General features: G+C 65.1%; 20 protein-coding genes. 15 read left to right on the forward strand and 5 right to left on the reverse strand.

All coding sequences use genetic code 11. From position 1 onward, the window contains the following. The first annotated feature begins 7 nt into the window (after window positions 1-7). Together MTX35_RS04940 and MTX35_RS04945 are read left to right on the forward strand one after the other, a co-directional pair. Complete coding sequence (locus MTX35_RS04940) at window positions 8-418, forward strand: universal stress protein (RefSeq protein WP_243593893.1); 411 nt, start codon at window positions 8-10, stop codon at window positions 416-418. Window positions 419-559: 141 nt separating this feature from the next. Further along, window positions 560-1,537: an AbrB family transcriptional regulator gene (locus MTX35_RS04945; RefSeq protein ID WP_243593894.1), complete on the forward strand. Its 978-nt coding sequence runs from the start codon at window positions 560-562 to the stop codon at window positions 1,535-1,537. Here the strand turns inward: MTX35_RS04945 and MTX35_RS04950 are convergent. Together MTX35_RS04950 and MTX35_RS04955 are read right to left on the reverse strand one after the other, a co-directional pair. Beyond that, on the reverse strand, window positions 1,517-2,932 hold the full coding sequence (locus MTX35_RS04950) for a sensor histidine kinase (RefSeq protein WP_374230236.1): 1,416 nt from the start codon (window positions 2,930-2,932) through the stop codon (window positions 1,517-1,519). The two genes, MTX35_RS04945 and MTX35_RS04950, sit on opposite strands and share 21 nt — an antisense overlap. Next, a complete protein-coding gene (locus MTX35_RS04955; protein WP_243593895.1) occupies window positions 2,929-3,636 on the reverse strand; it encodes a response regulator transcription factor in 708 nt (235 codons plus the stop codon). The genes MTX35_RS04950 and MTX35_RS04955 overlap by 4 nt, the downstream gene beginning before the upstream one ends. A gap of 99 nt (window positions 3,637-3,735) precedes the next feature. On the opposite strand from MTX35_RS04955, the gene MTX35_RS04960 reads away from it, so the two are divergent. The 8 genes from MTX35_RS04960 (at window position 3,736) to MTX35_RS04995 (ending at window position 12,070) form a co-directional block, all read left to right on the forward strand. Beyond that, window positions 3,736-4,740, forward strand: a complete 1,005-nt coding sequence (locus MTX35_RS04960) for a permease (RefSeq protein ID WP_374230237.1) — start codon at window positions 3,736-3,738, stop codon at window positions 4,738-4,740. Further along, complete coding sequence (locus MTX35_RS04965) at window positions 4,737-5,474, forward strand: TIGR03943 family protein (protein WP_243593897.1); 738 nt, start codon at window positions 4,737-4,739, stop codon at window positions 5,472-5,474. The genes MTX35_RS04960 and MTX35_RS04965 overlap by 4 nt, the downstream gene beginning before the upstream one ends. A gap of 154 nt (window positions 5,475-5,628) precedes the next feature. Then, window positions 5,629-5,943, forward strand: a complete 315-nt coding sequence (locus MTX35_RS04970) for a multidrug efflux SMR transporter (protein WP_243593898.1) — start codon at window positions 5,629-5,631, stop codon at window positions 5,941-5,943. Window positions 5,944-5,975: 32 nt separating this feature from the next. Continuing rightward, complete coding sequence (locus MTX35_RS04975; RefSeq protein WP_243593899.1) at window positions 5,976-6,779, forward strand: ABC transporter; 804 nt, start codon at window positions 5,976-5,978, stop codon at window positions 6,777-6,779. A 194-nt stretch (window positions 6,780-6,973) separates the two neighbouring features. Further along, window positions 6,974-8,110, forward strand: coding sequence for a multiple monosaccharide ABC transporter substrate-binding protein (chvE, locus tag MTX35_RS04980; protein WP_243593900.1), 1,137 nt, complete (start codon window positions 6,974-6,976; stop codon window positions 8,108-8,110). Window positions 8,111-8,118: 8 nt separating this feature from the next. Then, on the forward strand, window positions 8,119-9,657 hold the full coding sequence (mmsA, locus tag MTX35_RS04985; protein ID WP_243593901.1) for a multiple monosaccharide ABC transporter ATP-binding protein: 1,539 nt from the start codon (window positions 8,119-8,121) through the stop codon (window positions 9,655-9,657). After that, window positions 9,654-10,985 carry a multiple monosaccharide ABC transporter permease gene (gene mmsB, locus MTX35_RS04990; RefSeq protein WP_243593902.1) on the forward strand — a complete coding sequence of 444 codons (1,332 nt, stop codon included), beginning with the start codon at window positions 9,654-9,656 and terminating at the stop codon, window positions 10,983-10,985. Before mmsA ends, mmsB begins: the two co-directional genes overlap by 4 nt. A gap of 74 nt (window positions 10,986-11,059) precedes the next feature. After that, window positions 11,060-12,070 carry a LacI family DNA-binding transcriptional regulator gene (locus tag MTX35_RS04995; RefSeq protein WP_243593903.1) on the forward strand — a complete coding sequence of 337 codons (1,011 nt, stop codon included), beginning with the start codon at window positions 11,060-11,062 and terminating at the stop codon, window positions 12,068-12,070. A gap of 49 nt (window positions 12,071-12,119) precedes the next feature. Here MTX35_RS04995 and MTX35_RS05000 read toward each other — a convergent pair whose 3' ends face one another. Then, window positions 12,120-13,724: a CdaR family transcriptional regulator gene (locus tag MTX35_RS05000; protein WP_243593904.1), complete on the reverse strand. Its 1,605-nt coding sequence runs from the start codon at window positions 13,722-13,724 to the stop codon at window positions 12,120-12,122. A gap of 99 nt (window positions 13,725-13,823) precedes the next feature. Between MTX35_RS05000 and pruA the strand changes: the two genes are divergently transcribed. The 3 genes from pruA (at window position 13,824) to MTX35_RS05015 (ending at window position 16,676) form a co-directional block, all read left to right on the forward strand. Then, window positions 13,824-15,473, forward strand: a complete 1,650-nt coding sequence (pruA, locus tag MTX35_RS05005; protein ID WP_243593905.1) for an L-glutamate gamma-semialdehyde dehydrogenase — start codon at window positions 13,824-13,826, stop codon at window positions 15,471-15,473. Beyond that, entirely contained in the window at window positions 15,470-16,414 is a 945-nt protein-coding gene (locus MTX35_RS05010) for a proline dehydrogenase family protein (RefSeq protein WP_243593906.1), read from the forward strand. The genes pruA and MTX35_RS05010 overlap by 4 nt, the downstream gene beginning before the upstream one ends. A gap of 73 nt (window positions 16,415-16,487) precedes the next feature. Then, window positions 16,488-16,676: a hypothetical protein gene (locus tag MTX35_RS05015; protein ID WP_243593907.1), complete on the forward strand. Its 189-nt coding sequence runs from the start codon at window positions 16,488-16,490 to the stop codon at window positions 16,674-16,676. Between the two features lie 150 nt (window positions 16,677-16,826). Here MTX35_RS05015 and MTX35_RS05020 read toward each other — a convergent pair whose 3' ends face one another. Both MTX35_RS05020 and MTX35_RS05025 read right to left on the reverse strand, forming a co-directional pair. Beyond that, complete coding sequence (locus MTX35_RS05020; RefSeq protein ID WP_243593908.1) at window positions 16,827-17,228, reverse strand: STAS domain-containing protein; 402 nt, start codon at window positions 17,226-17,228, stop codon at window positions 16,827-16,829. 217 nt (window positions 17,229-17,445) lie between these two features. After that, window positions 17,446-17,925, reverse strand: a complete 480-nt coding sequence (locus MTX35_RS05025; protein WP_243593909.1) for a MarR family winged helix-turn-helix transcriptional regulator — start codon at window positions 17,923-17,925, stop codon at window positions 17,446-17,448. Between the two features lie 208 nt (window positions 17,926-18,133). Here MTX35_RS05025 and MTX35_RS05030 point away from each other — a divergent pair, with 208 nt between their 5' ends. Next, window positions 18,134-20,134 carry an MMPL family transporter gene (locus tag MTX35_RS05030; RefSeq protein WP_243593975.1) on the forward strand — a complete coding sequence of 667 codons (2,001 nt, stop codon included), beginning with the start codon at window positions 18,134-18,136 and terminating at the stop codon, window positions 20,132-20,134. Next, window positions 20,131-20,760 carry a lipocalin family protein gene (locus tag MTX35_RS05035; RefSeq protein WP_243593910.1) on the forward strand — a complete coding sequence of 210 codons (630 nt, stop codon included), beginning with the start codon at window positions 20,131-20,133 and terminating at the stop codon, window positions 20,758-20,760. The genes MTX35_RS05030 and MTX35_RS05035 overlap by 4 nt, the downstream gene beginning before the upstream one ends. The last annotated feature ends 17 nt before the right edge of the window (window positions 20,761-20,777 follow it).

The raw sequence follows: 20,777 nt of genomic DNA on the forward strand, positions 1-20,777 counted from the left end.
AACCGTCATGACTGTTGGCGTACTGCACAACAATTCACCCGAGGGCCGCGCAGCATTGGCAGCCGCCGTTCGAGAGGCACGCATCCGCGAGACGGACCTCGTGGTCCTGCACGCCCTGTCGGGATCGGCCGAGCCGTCCGCCGAGGCCGCCGAAACTGCTGCAGTCTCCACTGCAGTGGACACGGCCCTCACCGACATCGACCACGCCGACGCCGTCTCCTGGACCGTGGCGGTGGGCAGGCCCGATCCCGATGCCGTCAATACCCTGCTGACACTGGTCGAAGAGCAGAAGTCCGAGATCCTCGTCGTCGGGTCACGCCACCGTTCGGCCGTCGGCAAGTTCCTGATGGGGCAGACGATTCAGCGTCTGCTGCTCGAGATCCCGGTCCCGGTTCTGCTGGTCAAGTCCGGAGTGTGAGTGTCTCCGACCGCGCCGGAAAAGTAGTGGGGCACAGCCTCCGATGGATCGGTCTCGCGGCCGTATCCGTCCGGGGGCTGGGCCCTTTTCGCGGCGCTGGGGCTCACGGCACCGTCACTGTTCGCGGCTCTCGTCGTCGCCGTGGTCTTCGCACTGACCGGTCTCGGACCCGCGGCTGTTCCCCGTCCACTGTCGATGGCGGCGCAGGGGACCCTGGCGGTGACGATCGGGCTGATGCTCGACACCGAGACACTCGGTGCGCTGGGCGAGAACTGGATTCCCGCCGTTCTCGTCGGCGCGGGGACGCTGGTCGTCAGCGCCGGCTGTGGCGCTCTGCTGGCACTGCATCGTGATGTCGACCCGGTCACCGGTGCCTTGTCTCTCATCGCCGGTGGCGCAACGGGTCTGGTGTCGATTGCCCGGGAGCTCGGCGGCGACGAGCGGATCGTCGCCGTGGTCCAGTATCTCCGCGTGGCGTTGGTGGTGGTCACGATGCCCCTGATCGTCACCTTCGCCTTTCACACCGACACCGGTGGTGGGGCCGGAACACAGGAGCAGTCGACGACGCCCTGGTACATCGGCACAGCGTTTCTGCTCGGAGCCGTCGTCGTCGGAATCGCGCTCGCACGTCTGATCAGACTGCCCGCACCGGCAACGCTCGGACCACTGGTCGTGGCGGGCGCCTGCGAGCTGCTCGGGTGGCCCGTGGACATCTCGGTGCCCACCGTGCTGCTGCCGGTGGCATTCATCGTCATCGGATGGCAAGCGGGACTTGCCTTCACGACCGCGAGCCTGCGGGCCATCGGACGGATCTTTCCGTGGGCAGCGCTGCTGGTTCTCTCGATCGGCCTGGTGTGCGCCCTGTTCGGTTGGGCGCTGTCTGCGATCACCGGGGTCAGCATGCTCACCGGCTACCTCGCCACCACACCCGGCGGATTGGCCGCCGTGCTCGCGGTGTCCGCGACGACCGGATCCGACGTCACCTTCGTGGCGTGCGTTCAGGTGATCCGGCTGGTGTCGATGCTCGTCGCTGCGCCTCTCGCCGCAGCCGCGTACACGAAGCTGGCCGAACGGAAGAAGGCCAGGACGGAACGCGAATCAACCGTCGGCGCGCGGTAATTCGACCCGAAAGGTCGCGCCCTGCCCCGGGACGCTCTGCACGCTCACCGTGCCGTTGTGCGCGGCGACCAGGGCCGCGACGATCGACAACCCCAGCCCGCTCCCGCCGCTCTCCCTGGTCCGCGAGGAATCGGCACGATAGAACCGCTCGAAGACGTGTGCAGCCTCCTCCTCTCGCAGACCCGGTCCGGTGTCCTGTACTTCGAGCAGCACCGAGGATTGGGTGGTCCCCACACACACGGTGATCGACGCGGATTCGGGCGTGTGCCGAACTGCGTTTCCGACGAGGTTCGCGAGCACCTGACGCAGCCGGGCGTCGTCGCCGTCGACCTCGGGAATCCCCGGTCCCGCCAACACCTTCAGCGAGATGTCGCGTCGGGGCGAGACCGCCTTGGCGTCGTGCACGGCATCGGCGGCGATGGTGAGCAGATCGACTCGGCGTACTTCGAGGGGCCGTTGGGCGTCGAGGCGCGCGAGCATCAGCAGGTCTTCGACGAGCAGTCCCATGCGCGCCGACTCGCCTTCGATTCGGTTCATCAACACGGCGATGTCGCTCATCGCACCCTGCCGGTACAACTCGGCGAACCCGCGGATCGTCGTCAGCGGCGTCCGTAGTTCGTGACTGGCGTCGGCGACGAAGCGGCGCATCCGATCCTCGGACGCACGTGCCGCCTCCTCCGAGGCAGCAGTTGCCGCGAAGGCACGCTGAATCTGCGAGAGCATACCGTTGAGGGCCAACGACAATCGGCCCACCTCGGTCTTCTCACTCCACTCCGGCACTCGGCGATGCAGGTCTCCGGCAGCGATGGCCGCAGCAGTCGTCTCCACCTCCCGCAACGGTCGCAGACTGCGCCGCACCACGAAATAGGCGATCACGGCCAGTGCCAGCAACACCGCCGCGCCGATGTAGAACTGGAGTACCGCGAGCCTGCTGACGGTCTGCTGGTTGGCGCTGAGCGACATTCCCACGGTGGTGGAGCCCTGGTCGTTGGTCACCGTGATCACCCGCCATTGTTTCGACGGGTCACCCTCGGAACCGACGGTCGTCGGGATGGCGGACGGCGTGCCCGACAGATCCGGGACATCCTCTGCCACATCGTTGATCGGACCACGGACGGTACCGTCGGTGGCCACCGAACGAACGAAGAAGTTGGACGGCGGTCTGTTCGGGCTGGGTTCGTCGACCGGGAAGGGCGGGCGTTCTCCACCCGGCTTCGCCCACCCCTGGGACGCCTCGATCAGTTGACTGTCGAGGCGTCGCATCAGCGAGGTCTCGAGCGAGGAGGTCACCGCAACCCCCGATGCCAGCAGACCGAGCCCGACCAGCAGCAGCAACGCTGCGACCAAGGTGAACCGCAGCGGCAGATTCCGAATCCGAACTCGAATGCCCGTCACCGTGGCCGGCGCATGACGTAGCCGACTCCCCGCAGTGTGTGGATCAATCGAGTATCACCCGTATCGACCTTGCGCCGCAGGTACGACACGTACGACTCCACCACTCCCACTTCACCCCCGAAGTCGTAGTGCCACACGTGGTCGAGAATCCGCGGCTTGCTCAGCACGGTGCCCGCGTTGACCATGAAGTACCGCAGCAACGTGAATTCGGTGGGCGACAGCGAAACCGGCTCGCCCGCCTTCCACACCTCGTGGGTGTCGTCGTCGAGTTCGATGTCTGCGAACGCAACTCGGGACGGTTGCGCGTCCTCGCTCTTGCCCGATCGACGCAGGATGACCCGGAGCCGAGCCACCACCTCTTCGAGCGAGAACGGCTTGGTGACGTAGTCGTCCGCACCGAGGGTCAGTCCGGTCACCTTGTCCTCCACGGAATCTCGCGCGGTCAGGAACAGGGCGGGCGCATCGATCCCGTCCGCTCGCAGCCGGCGCAGCAGACCGAAGCCGTCCATGCCGGGCATCATCACGTCGAGAATGAGAGCCTCGGGCCTGAAGTTGCGGGCCTTGTCCAACGCCTCGGGACCGGATGACGCCGTCGCGACCTCGAATCCCTGGAATCGGAGGCTGACCGACAGCAGCTCGACGATGGTCGGTTCGTCGTCGACGATCAGGACTCGTGCCTCGGGTGTCTCGCTCACGATGTCCATCATCGCGCGGGTAGCTGCTCGTCCGCTGCACTCTCGCTGTGAGGTTGCTGTGAGCCACGGCCGTCACTCCGAACCTGGAGGAGGCATGATGGCAGGAACATGGTCGACGCGAACACGGACACCCGCACCAGGACTCGGATTCCAGTGTCATCCATGCACGTATTCGCAACTCTGCTCGTGTTGGGCATCGTGTTCGGCGGCGACATCGCCCGGTGGGTCGACTCGTCTCCCGCGCTGCGGACCGGCGCAACGGTGTTCACCGGGATCTTCGTGCAGGCGACGCCGTTCCTGGTCCTCGGTGTGCTCGTGAGCGGAGGCATCGCCGCATTCGTCTCGCCCGCGGTGCTGCAGAAGGTGGTTCCGAAGAACGCCACCGCTGCCGTCGGAGTGAGCGGACTCGCGGGAATGGCGTTGCCCGGGTGCGAGTGCGGTGCCGTTCCCGTCTCGCGTCGGTTGATGGATCAGGGTGTACCGACGTCTGCGGCTCTGGCGTTTCTGCTGTCCGCACCGGCGATCAACCCCGTCGTCCTCGTCTCCACCGCCGTGGCCTTTCCCGGCGAACCGGCGATGGTTCTCGCCCGGTTCCTCGGCTCGCTCGCCACCGCCCTGGTGATGGGCTGGCTGTGGACCAGGTTCGGCAAGGCCGAGTGGATCACCGCTCGACTCGCTGATCGTGAACACCGCCACGGAACCTCGAAGTGGGAGACCTTCCGTGAGTCGGCGCGTGCGGACCTGCTTCAGGCCGGAGCCTTCCTCGTGTTCGGAGCAGCGGCCGCCGCGCTGCTGCACCTGGTGGTTCCCGATTGGGTGTTCACCCATCTCGCCGGGCAGTTGTTGCTGTCGATCGTGGTCATGGCTGTTCTCGCGGTGATCCTGGCATTGTGCTCGGAGGCCGACGCATTCGTCGCCGCGAGCATGTCGATGCTGCCGCTGTTGCCACGGTTGGTCTTCCTGGTGGTCGGACCCGCGGTCGACGTGAAGTTGATGGCGATGCAGGCGGGCAGTTTCGGACGCGGCTTCGTGGCTCGCTTCGCCCCGCTGACGTTCGTCGTCGCGATCGTGTGCGCCACGGTGTGCGGTTACCTCGTCCTGGGTGCGCGATGAAACGTGAGGTGCAGAATCTTCTGCTACTCCTCCTCGGCGGAGCCATGGTCAAGATCTCGTGGGACGGCAGCTTTGTGCGATACGTCAAACCGTCGCTGCATCCGTATCTGCTGACCGCCGGGGTGTTGATCGTCGCCCTGGCGATCGCGTCGATCGTCGCCGACATCCGCCGCGGTGGGCCAGGGGACGACGGACACGATCATGATGCGCGTCCGTACTGGCTGCTCTTGATTCCGCTCGCGGTCATCCTGTTCGTCGCACCGCCCGCACTGGGAGTCTCGGCAGTCGGCGATCGATCCGTCACCTCGGCGGCCGATCGTCAGAGGACCGCGTTTCCACCCCTGCCGGACGAGCGCGCGCCCGAGGTTCCGCTGCTCGATGTCGTGCAACGCGCGGTCAGGGACACCGAAGGCAGCCTCGACGGACGGGAGATTCGCGTCACCGGATTCGCCGTCGCGACTGCCAACGGAGGCTCGCCGCGGGCCGACGGCACGAGAGAAGGCCTCGACCTCGCCCGCATTCTCATCATCTGCTGCGCGGCCGACGCCAGGTCCGTCAGGATTCACCTCGACGCAGGTAGCGCAGCTCTCGACGACATTCCGGACGGCACCTGGCTGCAGATATCGGGAACCGTCGACGCTGCCACGGCGACGGAGGACACCGCGTTCACACCCACGATGACGGTGTCGACCGTCGAGCGAATCGAGGCACCGGCGAACACGTATGCCTACTGAGAACTCGAATGCTCTGTCCCGACCCGGCGAGGATTGGTACGATCGTACAAGTCACTTCCGACAATCGGACGAGCGCACACCAGGAGTGGAGCCTGCGGAACGACCCTCGTGCGGAGCCCGAACAGCGACAAGACGGTGCAAGGAGTGATTTCTCATGGCTTGGCTGATTCTCGTCGTCTCCGGCGTCCTCGAAGCGATCTGGGCCACCGCACTCGGTAAGTCCGAGGGCTTCACCAAACTCGGACCGTCCGTCGTCTTCGGCGTCGCGGTGGTGCTCAGCATGATCGGTCTCGCGATTGCGATGCGGTCGTTGCCCACCGGTACCGCCTACGCCGTCTGGGTGGGAATCGGTGCCACCCTCACCGTCACGTACGCGATGATCACCGGCGCCGAAGCAGCGTCGTTGCTCAAAGTCGCGCTTCTGGTCGGCATCGTCGGCTGCGTCGTCGGACTGAAGGTTCTTCACTGATCTTCCGAGCTACAAGCAGTTACAGTAAAACGATGAACTGGGTGTCAGCGATCACACTGCCCGCGCGCGCCGGAATTGCTATCGCCGAGCAGGCGATCGGCGTCGCGGAGGTCGCGCTGGCGACCACCAGGATGGCCCTGGCCACCGGTGCCTCGGGCACGGCCGGAGTGGCGTCGCTCGCCAACCCGCGCGGCGGCACGATGCAACTGCTCGCCCAGCTCGGCCAGCTCACCTCCGACGACCGCGCCCTGGGCAACGCACTCAAGGAAGGCGGGCCACTGGATCGCCTTCTCGCCCAGGGTGGCGTCGTCGATCGCCTCACCTCCGAGGACGGCACCCTCGAACGCCTACTGTCTCCGGGCGGCCCGGTCGAGCGAATCCTGGCCCCCGGCGGACCCTTGGATCGGCTGCTCGCAGAGGACGGTCCGCTCGAACGATTGCTCGCCGAGGGCGGCCTCCTCGATCGCATCACGGCCACCAACGGACCACTCGAACGACTGACGGCCAAGGACGGCCCGCTCGAGGTGCTGACGCGTCAGGACGGCCTCATCGAACGAGCCATCGCCGAGGAGGGCATCCTCGAAACGCTTCTGGCCGAGGACGGTGCCGTCGAGCGCCTGACCGCCAAGGACGGTCCACTGGACCAGTTGGTCAAGCTGTCGGAGACGCTGACGTCCGTGGCCCCGAACATCGAGCGGATGAGCATCTCGATCGACATCCTGCAGGATTCGGTGGAGATCCTCTCGGCCGCGGTGCACCCGCTCGGAGAGTTGGTCGGCCGGCTACCCGGTCGGTGGCTCAAGAGCGGCAAGCAGTCGGTGCAAGAGCTGCACTGACCCGTCCGACAGGCGCGTCCGGCGGTTCCCGACTCGGTTGATGTTAGCGCTCACACTGGTCACGAGGGTGCAGAACAGAAATCTTTGACAACCTGGATGTTATCGCTCACACTTTCGTCTTGATGTGATGCGAACCACAAGGGACACCCCGGCGGCCCCGCTTCACGGTCTACTCCACTACGCAGGGAGAAACGATGAAGTTTCGACACCTATCCATGGCCGCGGCCGCGGTGGCACTCACCCTCACGCTCGGCGCGTGCGGATCGAGCACCAAGACCGCAGACGAGGCCCCGGCCGAGGGCGGCAGCACGGCGGGCGCCCTGATCGGCGTCACGATGCCGACCAAGTCCTCGGCTCGATGGATCGCCGACGGCGACAACCTCAAGAGTGCGCTCGAGGGCCAGGGCTACAAAGTCGATCTGCAGTACGCCGAGAACGACATCCCCACTCAGGTCAACCAGATCGAGAACCAGATCACCCAGGGCGCAAAGCTTCTCATCGTGGCCTCGGTGGACGGCACTGCCATCACCACGCAGTTGCAGGAAGCCAAGGACAACGGCATCGGCGTCATCGCCTACGACCGTCTCATCCGCAACTCGCCCAATGTCGACTACTACGCGACCTTCGACAACTACAAGGTCGGCGTCGACCAGGCCACGTCGCTACTCGTCGGTCTCGGCCTGAAGAACGAGGACGGCACCGACAAGGCCGACGCGCCTGCAGGCCCCTTGAACATCGAGGTCTTCGCCGGTTCCCCCGACGACAACAACGCCACCTTCTTCTTCGACGGCGCGATGGAAACCCTGAAGCCGTACCTGGACAACGGAACTCTGAAAATCGGCAGTGGCGAGTCCGACTTCGAGACTGCCGCAACACTGCGCTGGGATCCGGCCACCGCCCAGAAGCGCATGGAGGATCTGCTCACCAAGACGTACTCCTCGGGCCAGAAGGTTCAGGGCGTGCTCTCGCCGTACGACGGCCTGTCGATCGGCATCCTCTCCGCACTCAAGAGCAACGGCTACGGCACCGCCGGCCAGCCGTACCCGATCGTCACCGGCCAGGACGCCGAAGTGCCGTCGGTCAAGTCCATCATCGCCGACGAGCAGTACTCCACGATCTACAAGGACACCCGGGAACTGGCCGAGGTCACGATCGCGATGGCTCAGGCCATGCTCGACGGTGGGACGCCGGAGACGAACAACACGACGGACTACGACAACGGCGACAAGGTCGTTCCCGCGTACCTACTGCAGCCCGAGATCGTCAACAAGGGCAACTACGAGCAGCTGCTGGTCGAAGGCGGCTACTACACCGACGATCAATTGAAGTGAGTTCGGCGATGACGAGCCCGATCTTGGAGATGCGCGGCATCACCAAAACTTTTCCCGGCGTCAAGGCGCTACAGGATGTCACTCTCTCGGTGAATCGCGGTGAGATCCACGCGATCTGCGGCGAGAACGGCGCAGGCAAGTCGACGCTCATGAAGGTGTTGTCGGGTGTCTACCCGCACGACACGTTCGACGGCGAGATCGTGTTCGACGGTCGGCCGTGTGCATTCTCCGACATCAGGAGCAGCGAAGCCGAGGGCATCGTCATCATTCACCAGGAACTCGCGCTGAGTCCGCATCTCTCGATCGCCGAGAACATCTTTCTCGGCAACGAGCGGTCGAAGCGCGGGTTCATCGACTGGAACCGCACCAACTCCGAGGCCGCAGCCCTACTGAACCGGGTAGGGCTGCGGGAGAACCCCGTATCGGTCGTGGGCGATCTCGGCGTGGGCAAGCAGCAACTCGTCGAGATCGCGAAGGCACTCTCGAAAGACGTGACGCTGCTGATCCTCGACGAACCGACTGCAGCACTGAACGATTCGGATTCGGCTCATCTCCTCGACCTGCTGCGCGGACTGCGCGACGAGGGCATCACGTGCGTGATCATCTCGCACAAGCTCAACGAGATCGCGGCCGTCGCAGACCGCACCACGATCATTCGCGACGGCCGCACCATCGAGACATTGGACATGCGCAACCCGGAGGTCACCGAAGACCGCATCATCTCGCTGATGGTCGGCCGCGATCTCGAGCACCGATTCCCACCGCACGAATCCACGGTGGGAGAGGAGGTTCTGCGCATCGAGGACTGGACCGTACACAGCCCCACTCAGCACGGCCGAACCGTCGTCGACGGGGCGAATCTGACGCTGCGCCGCGGCGAGATCGTCGGTCTCGCGGGATTGATGGGTGCCGGACGCACCGAGTTGGCCATGAGTGTCTTCGGCCGTAGCTACGGCATCGACATCTCGGGGCGTCTGTACAAGTACGGCAAGGAAATTCACGTCAAATCCGTCAGCGACGCCATCCATCACGGAATCGCCTACGCCACCGAGGACCGAAAACGTTACGGCCTCAACCTGATCGACGACATCAAGCGCAACATCTCCACCGCGGCACTCGACAAACTGGTGACCGGTGGATTCGTCGACGACAACCAGGAGTACAAGGTCGCCGAAGGCTTCCGCAAGAGCATGAACATCAAGGCACCGAACGTCTCCGCCGTGGTCGGCAAGCTCTCCGGCGGCAACCAGCAGAAAGTCGTGCTGAGCAAGTGGATCTTCAGCGATCCCGATGTGCTCATTCTCGACGAACCGACGCGAGGAATCGACGTCGGCGCCAAGTTCGAAATCTATTCGATCATCAATAGCCTCGCCGATGCGGGCAAAGCAGTTCTGGTGATTTCGTCCGAACTACCGGAACTGCTCGGGCTCTGCGACCGGATCTATGCGCTGTCCGCAGGCCGCATCACCGGTGAGGTGACTCGCGAGGACGCGACGCAGGAATCTCTCATGCATCTCATGACCCGTGGAACAGGAGTACTTCGATGAATCAGTTGTCGACCGTGCGGGGGTTGCTCACGCGCAACCTCCGCCAGAGCGGAATCTTCATTGCATTCGCGCTGATCATCGTGCTTTTCACCGTACTGACGGGCGGTCAGCTTCTGGTGCCGCAGAACATCAGCAACATGGTGGTGCAGAACTCGTACATCCTCATTCTGGCCATCGGCATGGTCGTGATCATCATCGCGGGCCACATCGACCTCTCCGTCGGATCGGTCGTCGCGGCAACCGGAGCGATCGCGGGTGTCCTGATGGTCCAGCAGAACGTGCCGTGGCCGTTGGCCGTCCTGATCACCCTGATCGTCGGTGGGCTGATCGGTGCCTGGCAGGGGTATTGGGTTGCGTACTTCGGCATTCCGGCATTCATCGTGACTCTGGCCGGCATGCTCATCTTCCGAGCGGTCACTCTCATCGTTCTCGGCAACCAGGGCATCGGGCCGTTCCCCGGTCCCGTGCGGACCCTCTCCAACGGATTTCTCCCCGGCTTCATGGGCAATGTCGGCCTCGGGCCGCTCGGTGGTGCCGACATCTTCACGCTGCTCGTCGCGATCCTCGCCGTTGCCGGAATCGTGTTCACGCAGTGGCGTTCTCGGACGGGCCGTCAGAAGTATGGGCAGGCCGTCGACGCGATGCCGCTGTTCCTGGCCAAGATGATTCTGGCCGGCGGTCTGGTGCTCGCCATCGCCGTCCAGCTCGCCCGCTTCAAGAACCTCCCGTACGTGCTGATCCTTCTCGCCGTGCTGGTGATGGCCTATTCCACTCTGGCAGGCAGGACGGTGTTCGGTCGGCACGTGTACGCCATCGGCGGAAACATCCACGCTGCGTCGCTCTCCGGCATCAAGGTCAAACCGGTCACCTTCTGGATCTTCGTGAACATGGGAGTGCTGTCCGCCCTCGCCGGAATCATCTTCGCCGGCCGACTCAATCAGGCGGGCCCCACCGCGGGCAACGGCTTCGAGCTCGACGCGATCGCGGCGGCCTTCATCGGCGGCGCAGCGGTGCAGGGCGGCGTCGGACGCATCGTCGGAGCGCTCACCGGTGGACTCATCATCGCCGTGATCAACAGCGGAATGTCGCTCATCGGTTCGCCAAGCGAGCGCGTTCAGCTGGTCAAGGGGCTGGTGCTCCTCGCTGCCGTGGCATTCGACATCTGGACCAAACGCCGAGCAGCGAGCGGTAAGGGCAGCAAGGGCGACAGAGCCGCGCCGCCGAGCAGCTATCTGGGTGTGCCCGTCCCGGCCGAGATGTTCTCCGGTCCCGAGGCCGGTAAGCCTGCGCCCACCACGACCGGCTCGGCGGTGACCACACCCACGTAAACCCTGTAGTCGCGGGCATCACGGGCCCGGGCATGCTGTGATTGTCCTCGACCAGGAAGGGAGGCTCGGACACGATGACGCCGACTCGCGGACCCGCCATGACCGATGTCGCCCGGCTCGCAGGCGTGTCCCATCAGACCGTCTCCCGCGTCATCAACGGTCACCCCAACGTGACCGAAGCGACGAGAACGAAAGTGCATCAGGCGATCTCGGAGCTCGGCTACCGGCCGAACACTGCAGCTCGCGCTCTCGTCACCGGCCGGAGCAGGACCATCGGAATCGTGGGAACCGGGAATGCTCTCTACGGTCCGGTGTCGACGCTCTACAGCGTCGAATACGCAGCCCGCGAGGCCGGCTACTCCGTCGTGGTCGGCGTCCCCACCTCGTTCGAGGAGTCGGCGATCATCACCTGCGTGCGCCGATTGCAGAAGCAGGGGGTCGACGGCGTCGTCGTCATCGCTCCACTGCGAACCGACGGCGGCGACATCGCCGATCTGGCCGGCGAACTCCCGCTGGTCGCCGTCGAGGGTTCGCCTGCCGGTGATCTGGCCGTCGTCTCGGTGGATCAGATCGCCGGAGCGAAAGCGGCAACCGCGCACCTGCTCTCGCTCGGACACAGCGCCGTGTGGCATGTGGCCGGCCCGCTGGGGTGGTACGAGGCTGCCGATCGCGTCACCGGATGGCGGCTGGCCCACGAGGATGCAGGCATCGATCCGCCTGCCGCCCTCAGCGGCGACTGGACCGCAAAATCGGGGTTTCGGGCCGGCACCGAACTGGCCGGGAACACCGACGTCACTGCAGTGTTCGCCGGCAACGACTCCATGGCACTCGGGGTGCTGCGCGCACTGGACGTCCACGGCAAGCGAGTGCCACAGGACGTCAGCGTGGTCGGCTTCGACGATGTTCCCGATGCGGAGTTCTTCTCACCACCGCTGACCACCATCCGCCAGGAATTCACCGACGTCGGTGTCCGAAGCGTCGAAATTCTGCTCGACCAGATCGACACCGGAAACCGAAGCACCAGGCGTTCGAGCATCGAACCGAGACTGGTGATCCGAGCGAGCACCGGTGCCGCACGTGCATGAAACTTCGTAGCCTGCTACGAGGTTCTATGCACATGGGCCGCAGGCCCTCTTACATCCGCAGCTGTATTTCCACCAGTAGGCGTGCGTCGGAATCGGTCAGGTCGAGCTCCAGGATCTGCTCGACGCGGCGAATACGGTAGCGCAGGGTGTTCGGGTGAATGTGCAGTCGCTCGGCACCGGCCCGAACGTCGCCGAAACACTCCAGATACGTCTCGAGACTCTCGCGCATTCTCGAGTGGTTCGTGGCGTCGTATCGGTCGAGGGCGGCGATCCGCGGGTCTCGGAGCTGTTCGTGATTGGCGATCAGTTCCAGGATTTCGCCCAGCAACACAGAGGTTCTCGACTCCTCCAGCGTCGTGACGCGTACCTCGCCGGTGGTGCCGTCGAGTACTCGGTCGACTTCGAATCGGGCCACCGCCACCCCGTCGAGGTCGGCGATCGGTGCGGCGACCGCGGCGCGCAGCGCCAGCGAGGTGCGCGTCTCGATCCGGCCCACGGCATCGGCGGTCCACGCCGCGATACCCGTGCCCGACGCCACCCCGGGAAACAGTGCGTAGATTCTCTCACCGATGATCGTGACCAACGAATCTCGGCGGAAAGCACTGGCGTGCAATCGAATAGCCGGGGCCAAGGAGCTGATCTCGAACTCCCCGCAGGCAGCGAATCCGACGACCGCTGCAGATCCCGTGGTGGGTATCGACAGCGCCGATGCCAGCGACGGGACGTCGACACCGCCGCCCCTGGCCCCCAGCAGGCGCTGAATCTGCAGGGCCTCGTTGGTGGGGGCATTCGCGATGCGGGTGATCAGTCGGGCTGCAACTGCGGAGGCACCACGCAGTACTGCGTCGGCGTCGGCGGCGAGCGGGGCGGAACCCTCCTGCACCCAGATCGTTCCGAGGGTCGTCGGGCCGATCGAAACGGTCGTTCCGCCGGCTCCACTCCTGCCGGCCATCCGACGAATCCCCACCGCGAGGCGTCGACGAATCACCAGTTCGGGATCCGCGGGTACGTCGATGACGTCGTCGGTGCGGCGGAGTCGATCGAACACGCCGCGCTCGTGCAATCTGCGCAGATAGTCCGCCGGACCTTCTCGCCCGAGTATCGACAGGGTGCGTAGTTCGTCGGCCGCGTCGTCGGATGCCGAATAGGCCAGCACGTGCGAGCGCTCGTCCTCGATGCTCACCATGCCCTTCGTCAGCGACGCCACCGTCTGCGCGAGTTCGTACAGGTCGGTGTCGGCACCGAACAGTCCGTCGTCGGGGCTCTGGGCCCGGACCTGGTCGAGGACTCCACGCATCATCGACAGCAACAGGTCCCACCGTGTCTGCTGGTGCACCGCAACCAGCGCGATGCCTGTCTCTCGCGCACCGTGGGACAGCGCAGTCGAGGCGGCGACTTTGGTCAGCACCGCACGCGGTCGGTCTGCGACCGGGCGCAACGCGACATCGTCGAACCACCGCATCACATCGGCCTCGGTCACGCCCACCAGCAGCGCCAGATCAGCGGATGTTCCCGGAGGTGACCGCAGGTCGTCGGCGTCGAGCAGCGCGACGGACTCCACGGCCATGTCCATTCCCACCGGCGCCACCACGAGCTCGACGACGGCGCTGTGCAGTGAGGTCAGCAACGATCGCAGCGACACAGTGTTGGCCATACGGACAAGTACATCACGAATTCTTTGGCCGACCGGCTGATTGAACGACGTGCGGATCGGTCTTCAATGAACAGCACACACCGAAGACGAGGAGCACCCATGGACGCCGTCACATCCGTCCCCACCCCCACCAACGAGCCGGTCAACACCTACGCCCCGGGGAGCCCGGAACGCGCTCGCCTCCGGACCAGCCTGACCGAGCTCCGGACCTCGCCCGTCGAGATCCACCAGGTCATCGGCGGTGTCCACCGCGTTGCCGACGGTCCGGTCGAGAACGTCGTCGAGCCGCACAAGCACTCGTCGATCATCGGCAGCTTCACCGGGGCCACCCATCAGGATGTGCGTGACGCCATCGACGCCGCCACTGCCGCCGCCCCCGCGTGGCGCGATCTCCCCTTCGACGAGCGAGCCGCAGTGTTCCTGCGCGCCGCCGATCTGCTGTCCGGTCCGTGGCGCGAAAGAATCGCTGCTGCAACGATGCTCGGACAGTCGAAGTCGGCCTATCAGGCGGAGATCGACGCGCCCTGCGAGCTCATCGACTTCTGGCGTTTCAACGTCGCATTCGCTCGGCAGATCCTCGCCGACCAGCCGGTCTCGGCTCCGGGAGTGTGGAACCGCGTCGAATACCGTCCGCTCGAGGGCTTCGTCTACGCCATCACCCCGTTCAACTTCACCGCCATCGCAGGCAACCTCCCCACCGCGCCGGCCTTGATGGGCAACACCGTGCTGTGGAAGCCCTCCCCCACTCAGGCAGTGGCCGCGTATCTGACGCTCCAGCTGCTCGAAGCCGCAGGGCTGCCACCAGGGGTGATCAACCTCGTTCTCGGCGACGGGCCGATGGTGTCCGAGGTGGCCCTCGCCGATCCGCGGCTGGCCGGAATCCACTTCACCGGATCCACCGCGACGTTCCAGACGCTCTGGCGCGAGGTGGGCAACAACATCTCGAACTACCACTCGTACCCACGGCTCGTGGGCGAGACCGGCGGCAAGGACTTCATCGTCGCGCACAGCTCGGCCGACCCGGATGTGCTGACCACGGCCATGATTCGCGGCGCGTTCGACTTCCAGGGACAGAAGTGCTCGGCAGCGTCGAGGGCGTTCGTACCGAAATCGCTGTGGGCCTCGATGGGCGATACGTTCATCGAGCAGGTCTCGGCTCTGAAGTACGGCGACGTGACCGACCTGTCCAACTACGGCGGAGCCGTCATCGACCGAAAGGCGTTCGACCGCAACGCAGCTGCTCTCGATCGGGCGAAGTCCGTCTCGAGCCTGACCATTGCCGCCGGTGGTACCTGCGACGACTCGGAGGGGTACTTCGTCTCTCCCACCGTCCTTCTCGGCGACGACCCGACCGACGAGGTGTTCACCACCGAGTACTTCGGCCCCATCCTCGCCGTCCACGTGTACGACGACAGCAGGCCCGACGCCTATGCCGAGACCCTGCGCACCGTCGACTCCGGATCGAAGTACGCATTGACCGGAGCGGTCATCGCCACCGATCGCACCGCCGTCGAACAGGCACATGCGGCATTGCGATTCGCCGCCGGAAACTTCTACGTCAACGACAAGCCGACCGGCGCAGTGGTGGGGCAGCAACCGTTCGGCGGAGCCCGCGCGTCGGGCACCAACGACAAGGCGGGTTCACCGCAGAATCTGCTGCGCTGGGCCTCGGCCCGCACCGTGAAGGAAACGTTCGTACCGCCGACCACGCACGGCTACCCGCATCAGGAAGGTGAGGGCACGCGATGACCACTCTGCTGAGCAATCCGCTGCGGCCGGCACTGCTGGCGGCGGCGCGTTCACCGAAACTGCAGGCGACGGTGACGCGGCTGCGCGCCACCCGATCCCTCGTCGACCGCTTCGTCGCGGGCGAATCCGAGCCCGCAGCCGTCAGCGCAGTCGACGCCCTGCTGGCGTCGGGCCGGTTCGTCTCGGTGGACTATCTCGGTGAGGACACCACCGATCGAGCTCAGGCGACAGCAACCGTGGACGCGTATCTGTCACTGATACAACGCTTTTCGACGCGTGACGCCGATGCGACAGCACTGGAGATCTCGCTGAAACTGTCCGCGCTCGGCCAGGGAATCGACCGGACTCTGGCACTCGAGAACGCACGGACGATCTGCACTGCTGCCGCCGCGGCCGGGGTGTGGGTGACGGTGGATGCCGAGGACCACACCACCACCGATTCGACCCTGTCGATCGTCCGCGAACTGCGCGTGGACTTCCCCGACCTGGGTACGGTGCTGCAGGCGTACCTGCGACGAACGGAGGCCGACTGCCGGGACCTGTCCGGGCCGAGATCTCGTATCCGACTGTGCAAGGGGGCGTACAACGAACCGTCGTCGGTAGCGTTTCAAGGTGCACGGGAGGTGTCCGACTCCTACCTCCGGTGCCTGCAGGTGCTGATGAACGGCCGCGGCTACCCGATGGTGGCCTCACACGATCCGGAGATGATCGAGGCGGCAGAACGTCTCGCGTCGGCTGCAGGACGGTCGTCCGAGGAGTTCGAATTCCAGATGCTGTACGGAATCCGCGATCCCGAGCAGCGGCGACTGGTGGACGCCGGACAACACGTTCGCGTGTACGTCCCGTACGGATCGCAGTGGTACGGCTACTTCATGCGCAGACTGGCCGAGCGTCCGGCGAACCTGGTGTTCTTCGCTCGATCGGTGCTATCCCGCACGTAGTGGGCCGGCCGCCGCACACGCCTCGACGCTTCCGTGTGGATTAGGTTGCGCGGCATCGGGGCATCCCGACGTCATGGCAAATTACAGAGTTATCGATCCGCACGGAACCGTCGTCGACACCAAGGACATCTCCAGTTCAGAGGACGCGCACGCGTGGTTCAAGGACAGCCGTTCCGACAACGAGGAGTTGGGGTGGCGACTCGAGGTCGAGCACGACGGCGAGTGGGCGTTCTTCAGCGATTCCGAAGGAACCAAGGACTAGTTCGCCCGTACGGAAACACTCACGGACGATCCTGCGCCCCGGCCACCCCGTCGGGCAGGGTCGTCCGTTTCTGTGAGGGACCGAACGAACAGTGGGCAGCCCCTGTACTGGAGCTGCCCACCTCTTGTCGCGGCGATGATCGCCGGAGTTCTACTGGTCGGTCGAAGGACGAGCCGTCGGAATCGTGGACTCGAGGTCGGCGACCTGGATCAGACGTGAGACCGAGCGTCCTGCGACGATCGACCATGATGCACCGATACCGGCCGTGTACTCACGGACTGCATCGAAGACGGTGAGACCTGCGATGCCGAAGAATTCGACATTGGACAGATCGAGAGTGACATGCCGTTTGCTGGACACGCGGCTGCAGACGAAATCGGAGAACATCGGCGCGCTGCGCATGTCGATGTCGCCGTGGACGGCGACGACGAGTGAACCGTCGGGGCCGTCGTGCGCGGTGAAGATTGCTCCGGTTGCTGCGACCGACACGGACTTCTCCGCGACGGTCACCGGGGTGGTTCGAACTTTGTTGCCTGAAGATTCAACACTCATGGCAGATCCCATCGATCGGTCGAACTGAAGGGGAAACCGATTGACGCAGCGGGAGCAGAATTGTTGCCTGACCCGGACGCCGACTTCGCTGCGTTTCCCCGTGACCGGCTGTTAGCTCAACCAGGGACAACCCTACGTCACTCGCACGCTCGGCGTCCAGCATCGGATCGAGGAGGCCGCCCACCAGCAGTTCGAACACTGCGCCCGGGCGCACGCACTATGCGCGAGTGCTGTCACCCAGGTCGGCGTGGTGTTCGCGCATAGCACCGATGAGTGCTTCGAACACTCGATGCGCGGCGGCGAGATCCGTATCGGGGAGGTCCGCCAACGCAGCGCTGGTGCGCCTGCCGAGGGGTCCGAAGAACCCGCGAGCAACCTCCATCCCGTGCTCGTCGTAGCGCAGAATGACTTTGCGTCGATCGGACGCGTCGGATTCGCGACGGATGTGCCCCGACGCGATCATGCGCTCGACGAGGTAGGTCATCGCCGCGGACGACAGTCCCAACATGGTGCCCAGTTCGCCCGCCGTCAACGGCGCACCCTCGACATCGGCGACCATCACATGTAGCAGTGCTCGAAAATCGTTGGGGCGCAGGCTGTGTAGAGCCCCGAACACTTGGCCGATCTGTTCGGAGACCGACGACAGCGCTCGTAGATCCGCAGAGATCGCGGATTCGAGGTGGTCTCGGTCGGCCATGTCGGTGGTAACTCCTTCGCTACGGTCAACGTCAGAGTACTGCCCACAACAGATTCAGTTGCTTAATATCTAAGTAAATGAGATTGTTTGGAACGTGGACAGCACCCGAACCGAGAACCCCGCCGCCTTGGACCGCGTCGCCGCAGCCGTGACGCACCGTAGATCGTGGGCGATCGCGCTCGCCATCCTCGTTCTCTCCATCGCCGTCATGGGGCTGGTCGGCAGCAACGACTCCGCCGATCAATCACCGAACTCGTTGCCGACGTCGGCCGAGTCCTTCCAGGTGAACGAGCTGCTCTCTCAGTTTCCGGACTCCGACTCCGCCCCGGTGATTCTGGTACTGAGCCGCGTCGACGGCGGTGACCTCACACCGGCGGACATCGAAGGAGCAGCTGCCGCACAGAGCCGGCTGCTCGCCGTCGATCGTTCCGTACCGGACGAGCCCGGACCGCCCCCGATCGTCGCACCCGACGGCAAAGCTGCGATTGCGCTGGTCCAAGTCGATTCCGAGCTGTCGGGATTCACGCTGAACGAACTGATCACCGAACTGCGGTCGGCCGCGACCGACGGCCTCGCACCGGAGCTGCGCGCTCAGGTCACCGGCGGACCCGCCTTCGGTGCCGACATCGCGAACTCGTTCTCCGGGGCCAACTTCACTCTTCTCGCCGTCACCGCACTCGTGGTGGCCGTCCTGCTCATCGTCACCTATCGGTCACCCATCCTGTGGTTGGTGCCGCTGGCCGTCATCGGATTCGCCGACCGTTTCGCCACCACCGTCGGCACCGCCCTGGCCGAGGTCACCGGCCTGTCCTTCGACGGGTCCACGTCGGGAATCACCAGCGTGCTGGTCTTCGGTGCCGGCACCAACTATGCGCTGCTGCTGATCTCTCGGTACCGCGAGGAACTGCGGCGCGAGCCCGATCATCGGCTCGCCCTCCGCCACGCCGTCCGCCAGGCCGGGCCTGCCATCCTCGCCAGCAACGCCACCGTCGTACTGGCGCTGCTCACGCTGCTATTGGCGATACTGCCGAGCACCCGCAGCCTGGGCGCTCTGGCCGCGGCCGGGCTCGTCGTCGCAGCGGTCTTCGTACTGTTCGTACTGCCGCCGCTCCTGGCACTCTGCGGCCCGAAACTGTTCTGGCCCTTCGTTCCCAAGGAATCGGACCGGGACACCACAACGGAGGGCGTCTGGCACTCGATCGCGGCGGGCGTCTCTCGACGCCCCGTAGCGACGGCCTCGGTCACCATCGTTGCGCTACTGGCGTGCTGCGCAGCATTGTTCGGGACACAGATCGGACTCTCTCAAACCGAACAGTTCCGCGTGACCGCCGAATCCGTCGAAGGCTTCGACACTCTCTCGCAGCACTTCCCGGCCGGATCGGCCGATCCGATGACGGTCCTGGCCCCCACCGCTGACATCGACGGGGTCATCAGCACAGTGGAGGGGATCGACGGAGTCGTCTCGGTCGACCGCGTCGCAGATTCGGACACCGGACTCACTCGCCTCTCGGTCGTCACCGACGCAGCTCCCGCATCGGACGAGTCGTTCACCGTGGTCGAGAACATCCGCGGCGCACTCAGCGGCGTGGACCAGGCACAGGTAGGTGGCAGCGACGCCAAGGCGCTCGACACGACGGACGCGGCGGCTCGCGATCGCCTCGTGGTCATTCCCGCCATCCTCGCGGTCGTGCTCGCCGTCCTCCTGGTACTGCTGCGCGCCCTCGTCGCACCCGTGATCCTGGTTGCCACAACGGTATTGAGCGCAGTGGCCGCGATCGGGATCGGTAGCTGGGTGAGCCTGCACATCTTCGGATTTCCGGCCCTCGACGACAACACTCCGCTGTTCGCGTTCCTGTTCCTCGTTGCCCTCGGCGTGGACTACACCATTTTCTTGGTCACACGCACCCGCGAGGAGACGCCTCGGCACGGCACCAGATCAGCTATCGTGCGGGCAGTGTCGGCTACCGGAGGTGTCATCACGAGCGCGGGAATCGTTCTGGCTGCCGTGTTCTGCGTGCTCGGCGTCCTCCCGCTGATCACTCTGACCCAACTCGGCATCATCGTCGGACTCGGTATTCTGCTCGATACCTTCGTCGTACGCACCGTGGTGATTCCCGCCCTGTTCACCCTCATCGGCCCGGGGATCTGGTGGCCGAACAGGATCGACTCGAGCAAGAACACATCCGCAACCCAAGGAGCGAACACATGAAGATCCGCAACGCATTCGGCCGCACCGCACTCGTCGGTGCCCTCGCCGCTGGTGCACTGCTGACCGCGGCCCCGGCTCAGGCGCAGCCGGTCGGCCCCCTGGGATCGGTCGGCCTCGAGCCACTGGCTCCGATCCCGTCACTCGATGTCGAGCGCTACCTGGGCACCTGGAACCAGGTTGCCGCCGTGCCGCAGCCCTTCAACCTGATCTGTGCTCGTGACACGCAGGCGAACTACCAGATGATCGACGAGTCCAACATTCGCGTCGAGAACACCTGCACCACCTGGACCGGCCAGGAGAACCGCATCGTCGGTAACGCACGAGTCAACGACACCGTCACCAATGCCCAACTGCACGTGAGCTTCCCGGGCGTCCCCACGCAGGAGAGCCAGGAGGGGCCGACCAACTACATCGTGGCCTACATCGCCGACGACTACTCGTGGGCATTCGTCGGAAGCCCCACCCGCACGTCCGGATTCGTACTCAAGCGCACGCCCGACGTCAGCGTCGAGCAGTTCCGTGAGATCCGCGGTGTCGTCGAATCGTTGGGTTACGACTCGAACTTCATCACCACGACGCCCACCCCGGGCGGCGCGACAACGATTCAGCAGCTCTCGACGGTGTAGTGCGGCGGAGCCGCAGT

The sequence above is a fragment of the Rhodococcus sp. ARC_M12 genome, assembly GCF_022810385.1.
GTDB lineage: Bacteria > Actinomycetota > Actinomycetes > Mycobacteriales > Mycobacteriaceae > Rhodococcoides > Rhodococcoides navarretei.

Excerpts from the sequence above, each read along its gene's own strand:
- MTX35_RS04940 (WP_243593893.1), top strand. The coding sequence starts at position 8 with ATGACTGTTGGCGTACTGCACAACAATTCACCCGAGGGCCGCGCAGCA.
- MTX35_RS04955 (WP_243593895.1), bottom strand. The coding sequence starts at position 3,636 with ATGGACATCGTGAGCGAGACACCCGAGGCACGAGTCCTGATCGTCGAC.
- MTX35_RS04960 (WP_374230237.1), top strand. The coding sequence starts at position 3,736 with ATGGTCGACGCGAACACGGACACCCGCACCAGGACTCGGATTCCAGTG.
- MTX35_RS04965 (WP_243593897.1), top strand. The coding sequence starts at position 4,737 with ATGAAACGTGAGGTGCAGAATCTTCTGCTACTCCTCCTCGGCGGAGCC.
- MTX35_RS04970 (WP_243593898.1), top strand. The coding sequence starts at position 5,629 with ATGGCTTGGCTGATTCTCGTCGTCTCCGGCGTCCTCGAAGCGATCTGG.
- MTX35_RS04975 (WP_243593899.1), top strand. The coding sequence starts at position 5,976 with ATGAACTGGGTGTCAGCGATCACACTGCCCGCGCGCGCCGGAATTGCT.
- chvE (WP_243593900.1), top strand. The coding sequence starts at position 6,974 with ATGAAGTTTCGACACCTATCCATGGCCGCGGCCGCGGTGGCACTCACC.
- mmsA (WP_243593901.1), top strand. The coding sequence starts at position 8,119 with ATGACGAGCCCGATCTTGGAGATGCGCGGCATCACCAAAACTTTTCCC.
- mmsB (WP_243593902.1), top strand. The coding sequence starts at position 9,654 with ATGAATCAGTTGTCGACCGTGCGGGGGTTGCTCACGCGCAACCTCCGC.
- MTX35_RS04995 (WP_243593903.1), top strand. The coding sequence starts at position 11,060 with ATGACGCCGACTCGCGGACCCGCCATGACCGATGTCGCCCGGCTCGCA.
- MTX35_RS05000 (WP_243593904.1), bottom strand. The coding sequence starts at position 13,724 with ATGGCCAACACTGTGTCGCTGCGATCGTTGCTGACCTCACTGCACAGC.
- pruA (WP_243593905.1), top strand. The coding sequence starts at position 13,824 with ATGGACGCCGTCACATCCGTCCCCACCCCCACCAACGAGCCGGTCAAC.
- MTX35_RS05010 (WP_243593906.1), top strand. The coding sequence starts at position 15,470 with ATGACCACTCTGCTGAGCAATCCGCTGCGGCCGGCACTGCTGGCGGCG.
- MTX35_RS05015 (WP_243593907.1), top strand. The coding sequence starts at position 16,488 with ATGGCAAATTACAGAGTTATCGATCCGCACGGAACCGTCGTCGACACC.
- MTX35_RS05020 (WP_243593908.1), bottom strand. The coding sequence starts at position 17,228 with ATGAGTGTTGAATCTTCAGGCAACAAAGTTCGAACCACCCCGGTGACC.
- MTX35_RS05025 (WP_243593909.1), bottom strand. The coding sequence starts at position 17,925 with ATGGCCGACCGAGACCACCTCGAATCCGCGATCTCTGCGGATCTACGA.
- MTX35_RS05030 (WP_243593975.1), top strand. The coding sequence starts at position 18,134 with ATGGGGCTGGTCGGCAGCAACGACTCCGCCGATCAATCACCGAACTCG.
- MTX35_RS05035 (WP_243593910.1), top strand. The coding sequence starts at position 20,131 with ATGAAGATCCGCAACGCATTCGGCCGCACCGCACTCGTCGGTGCCCTC.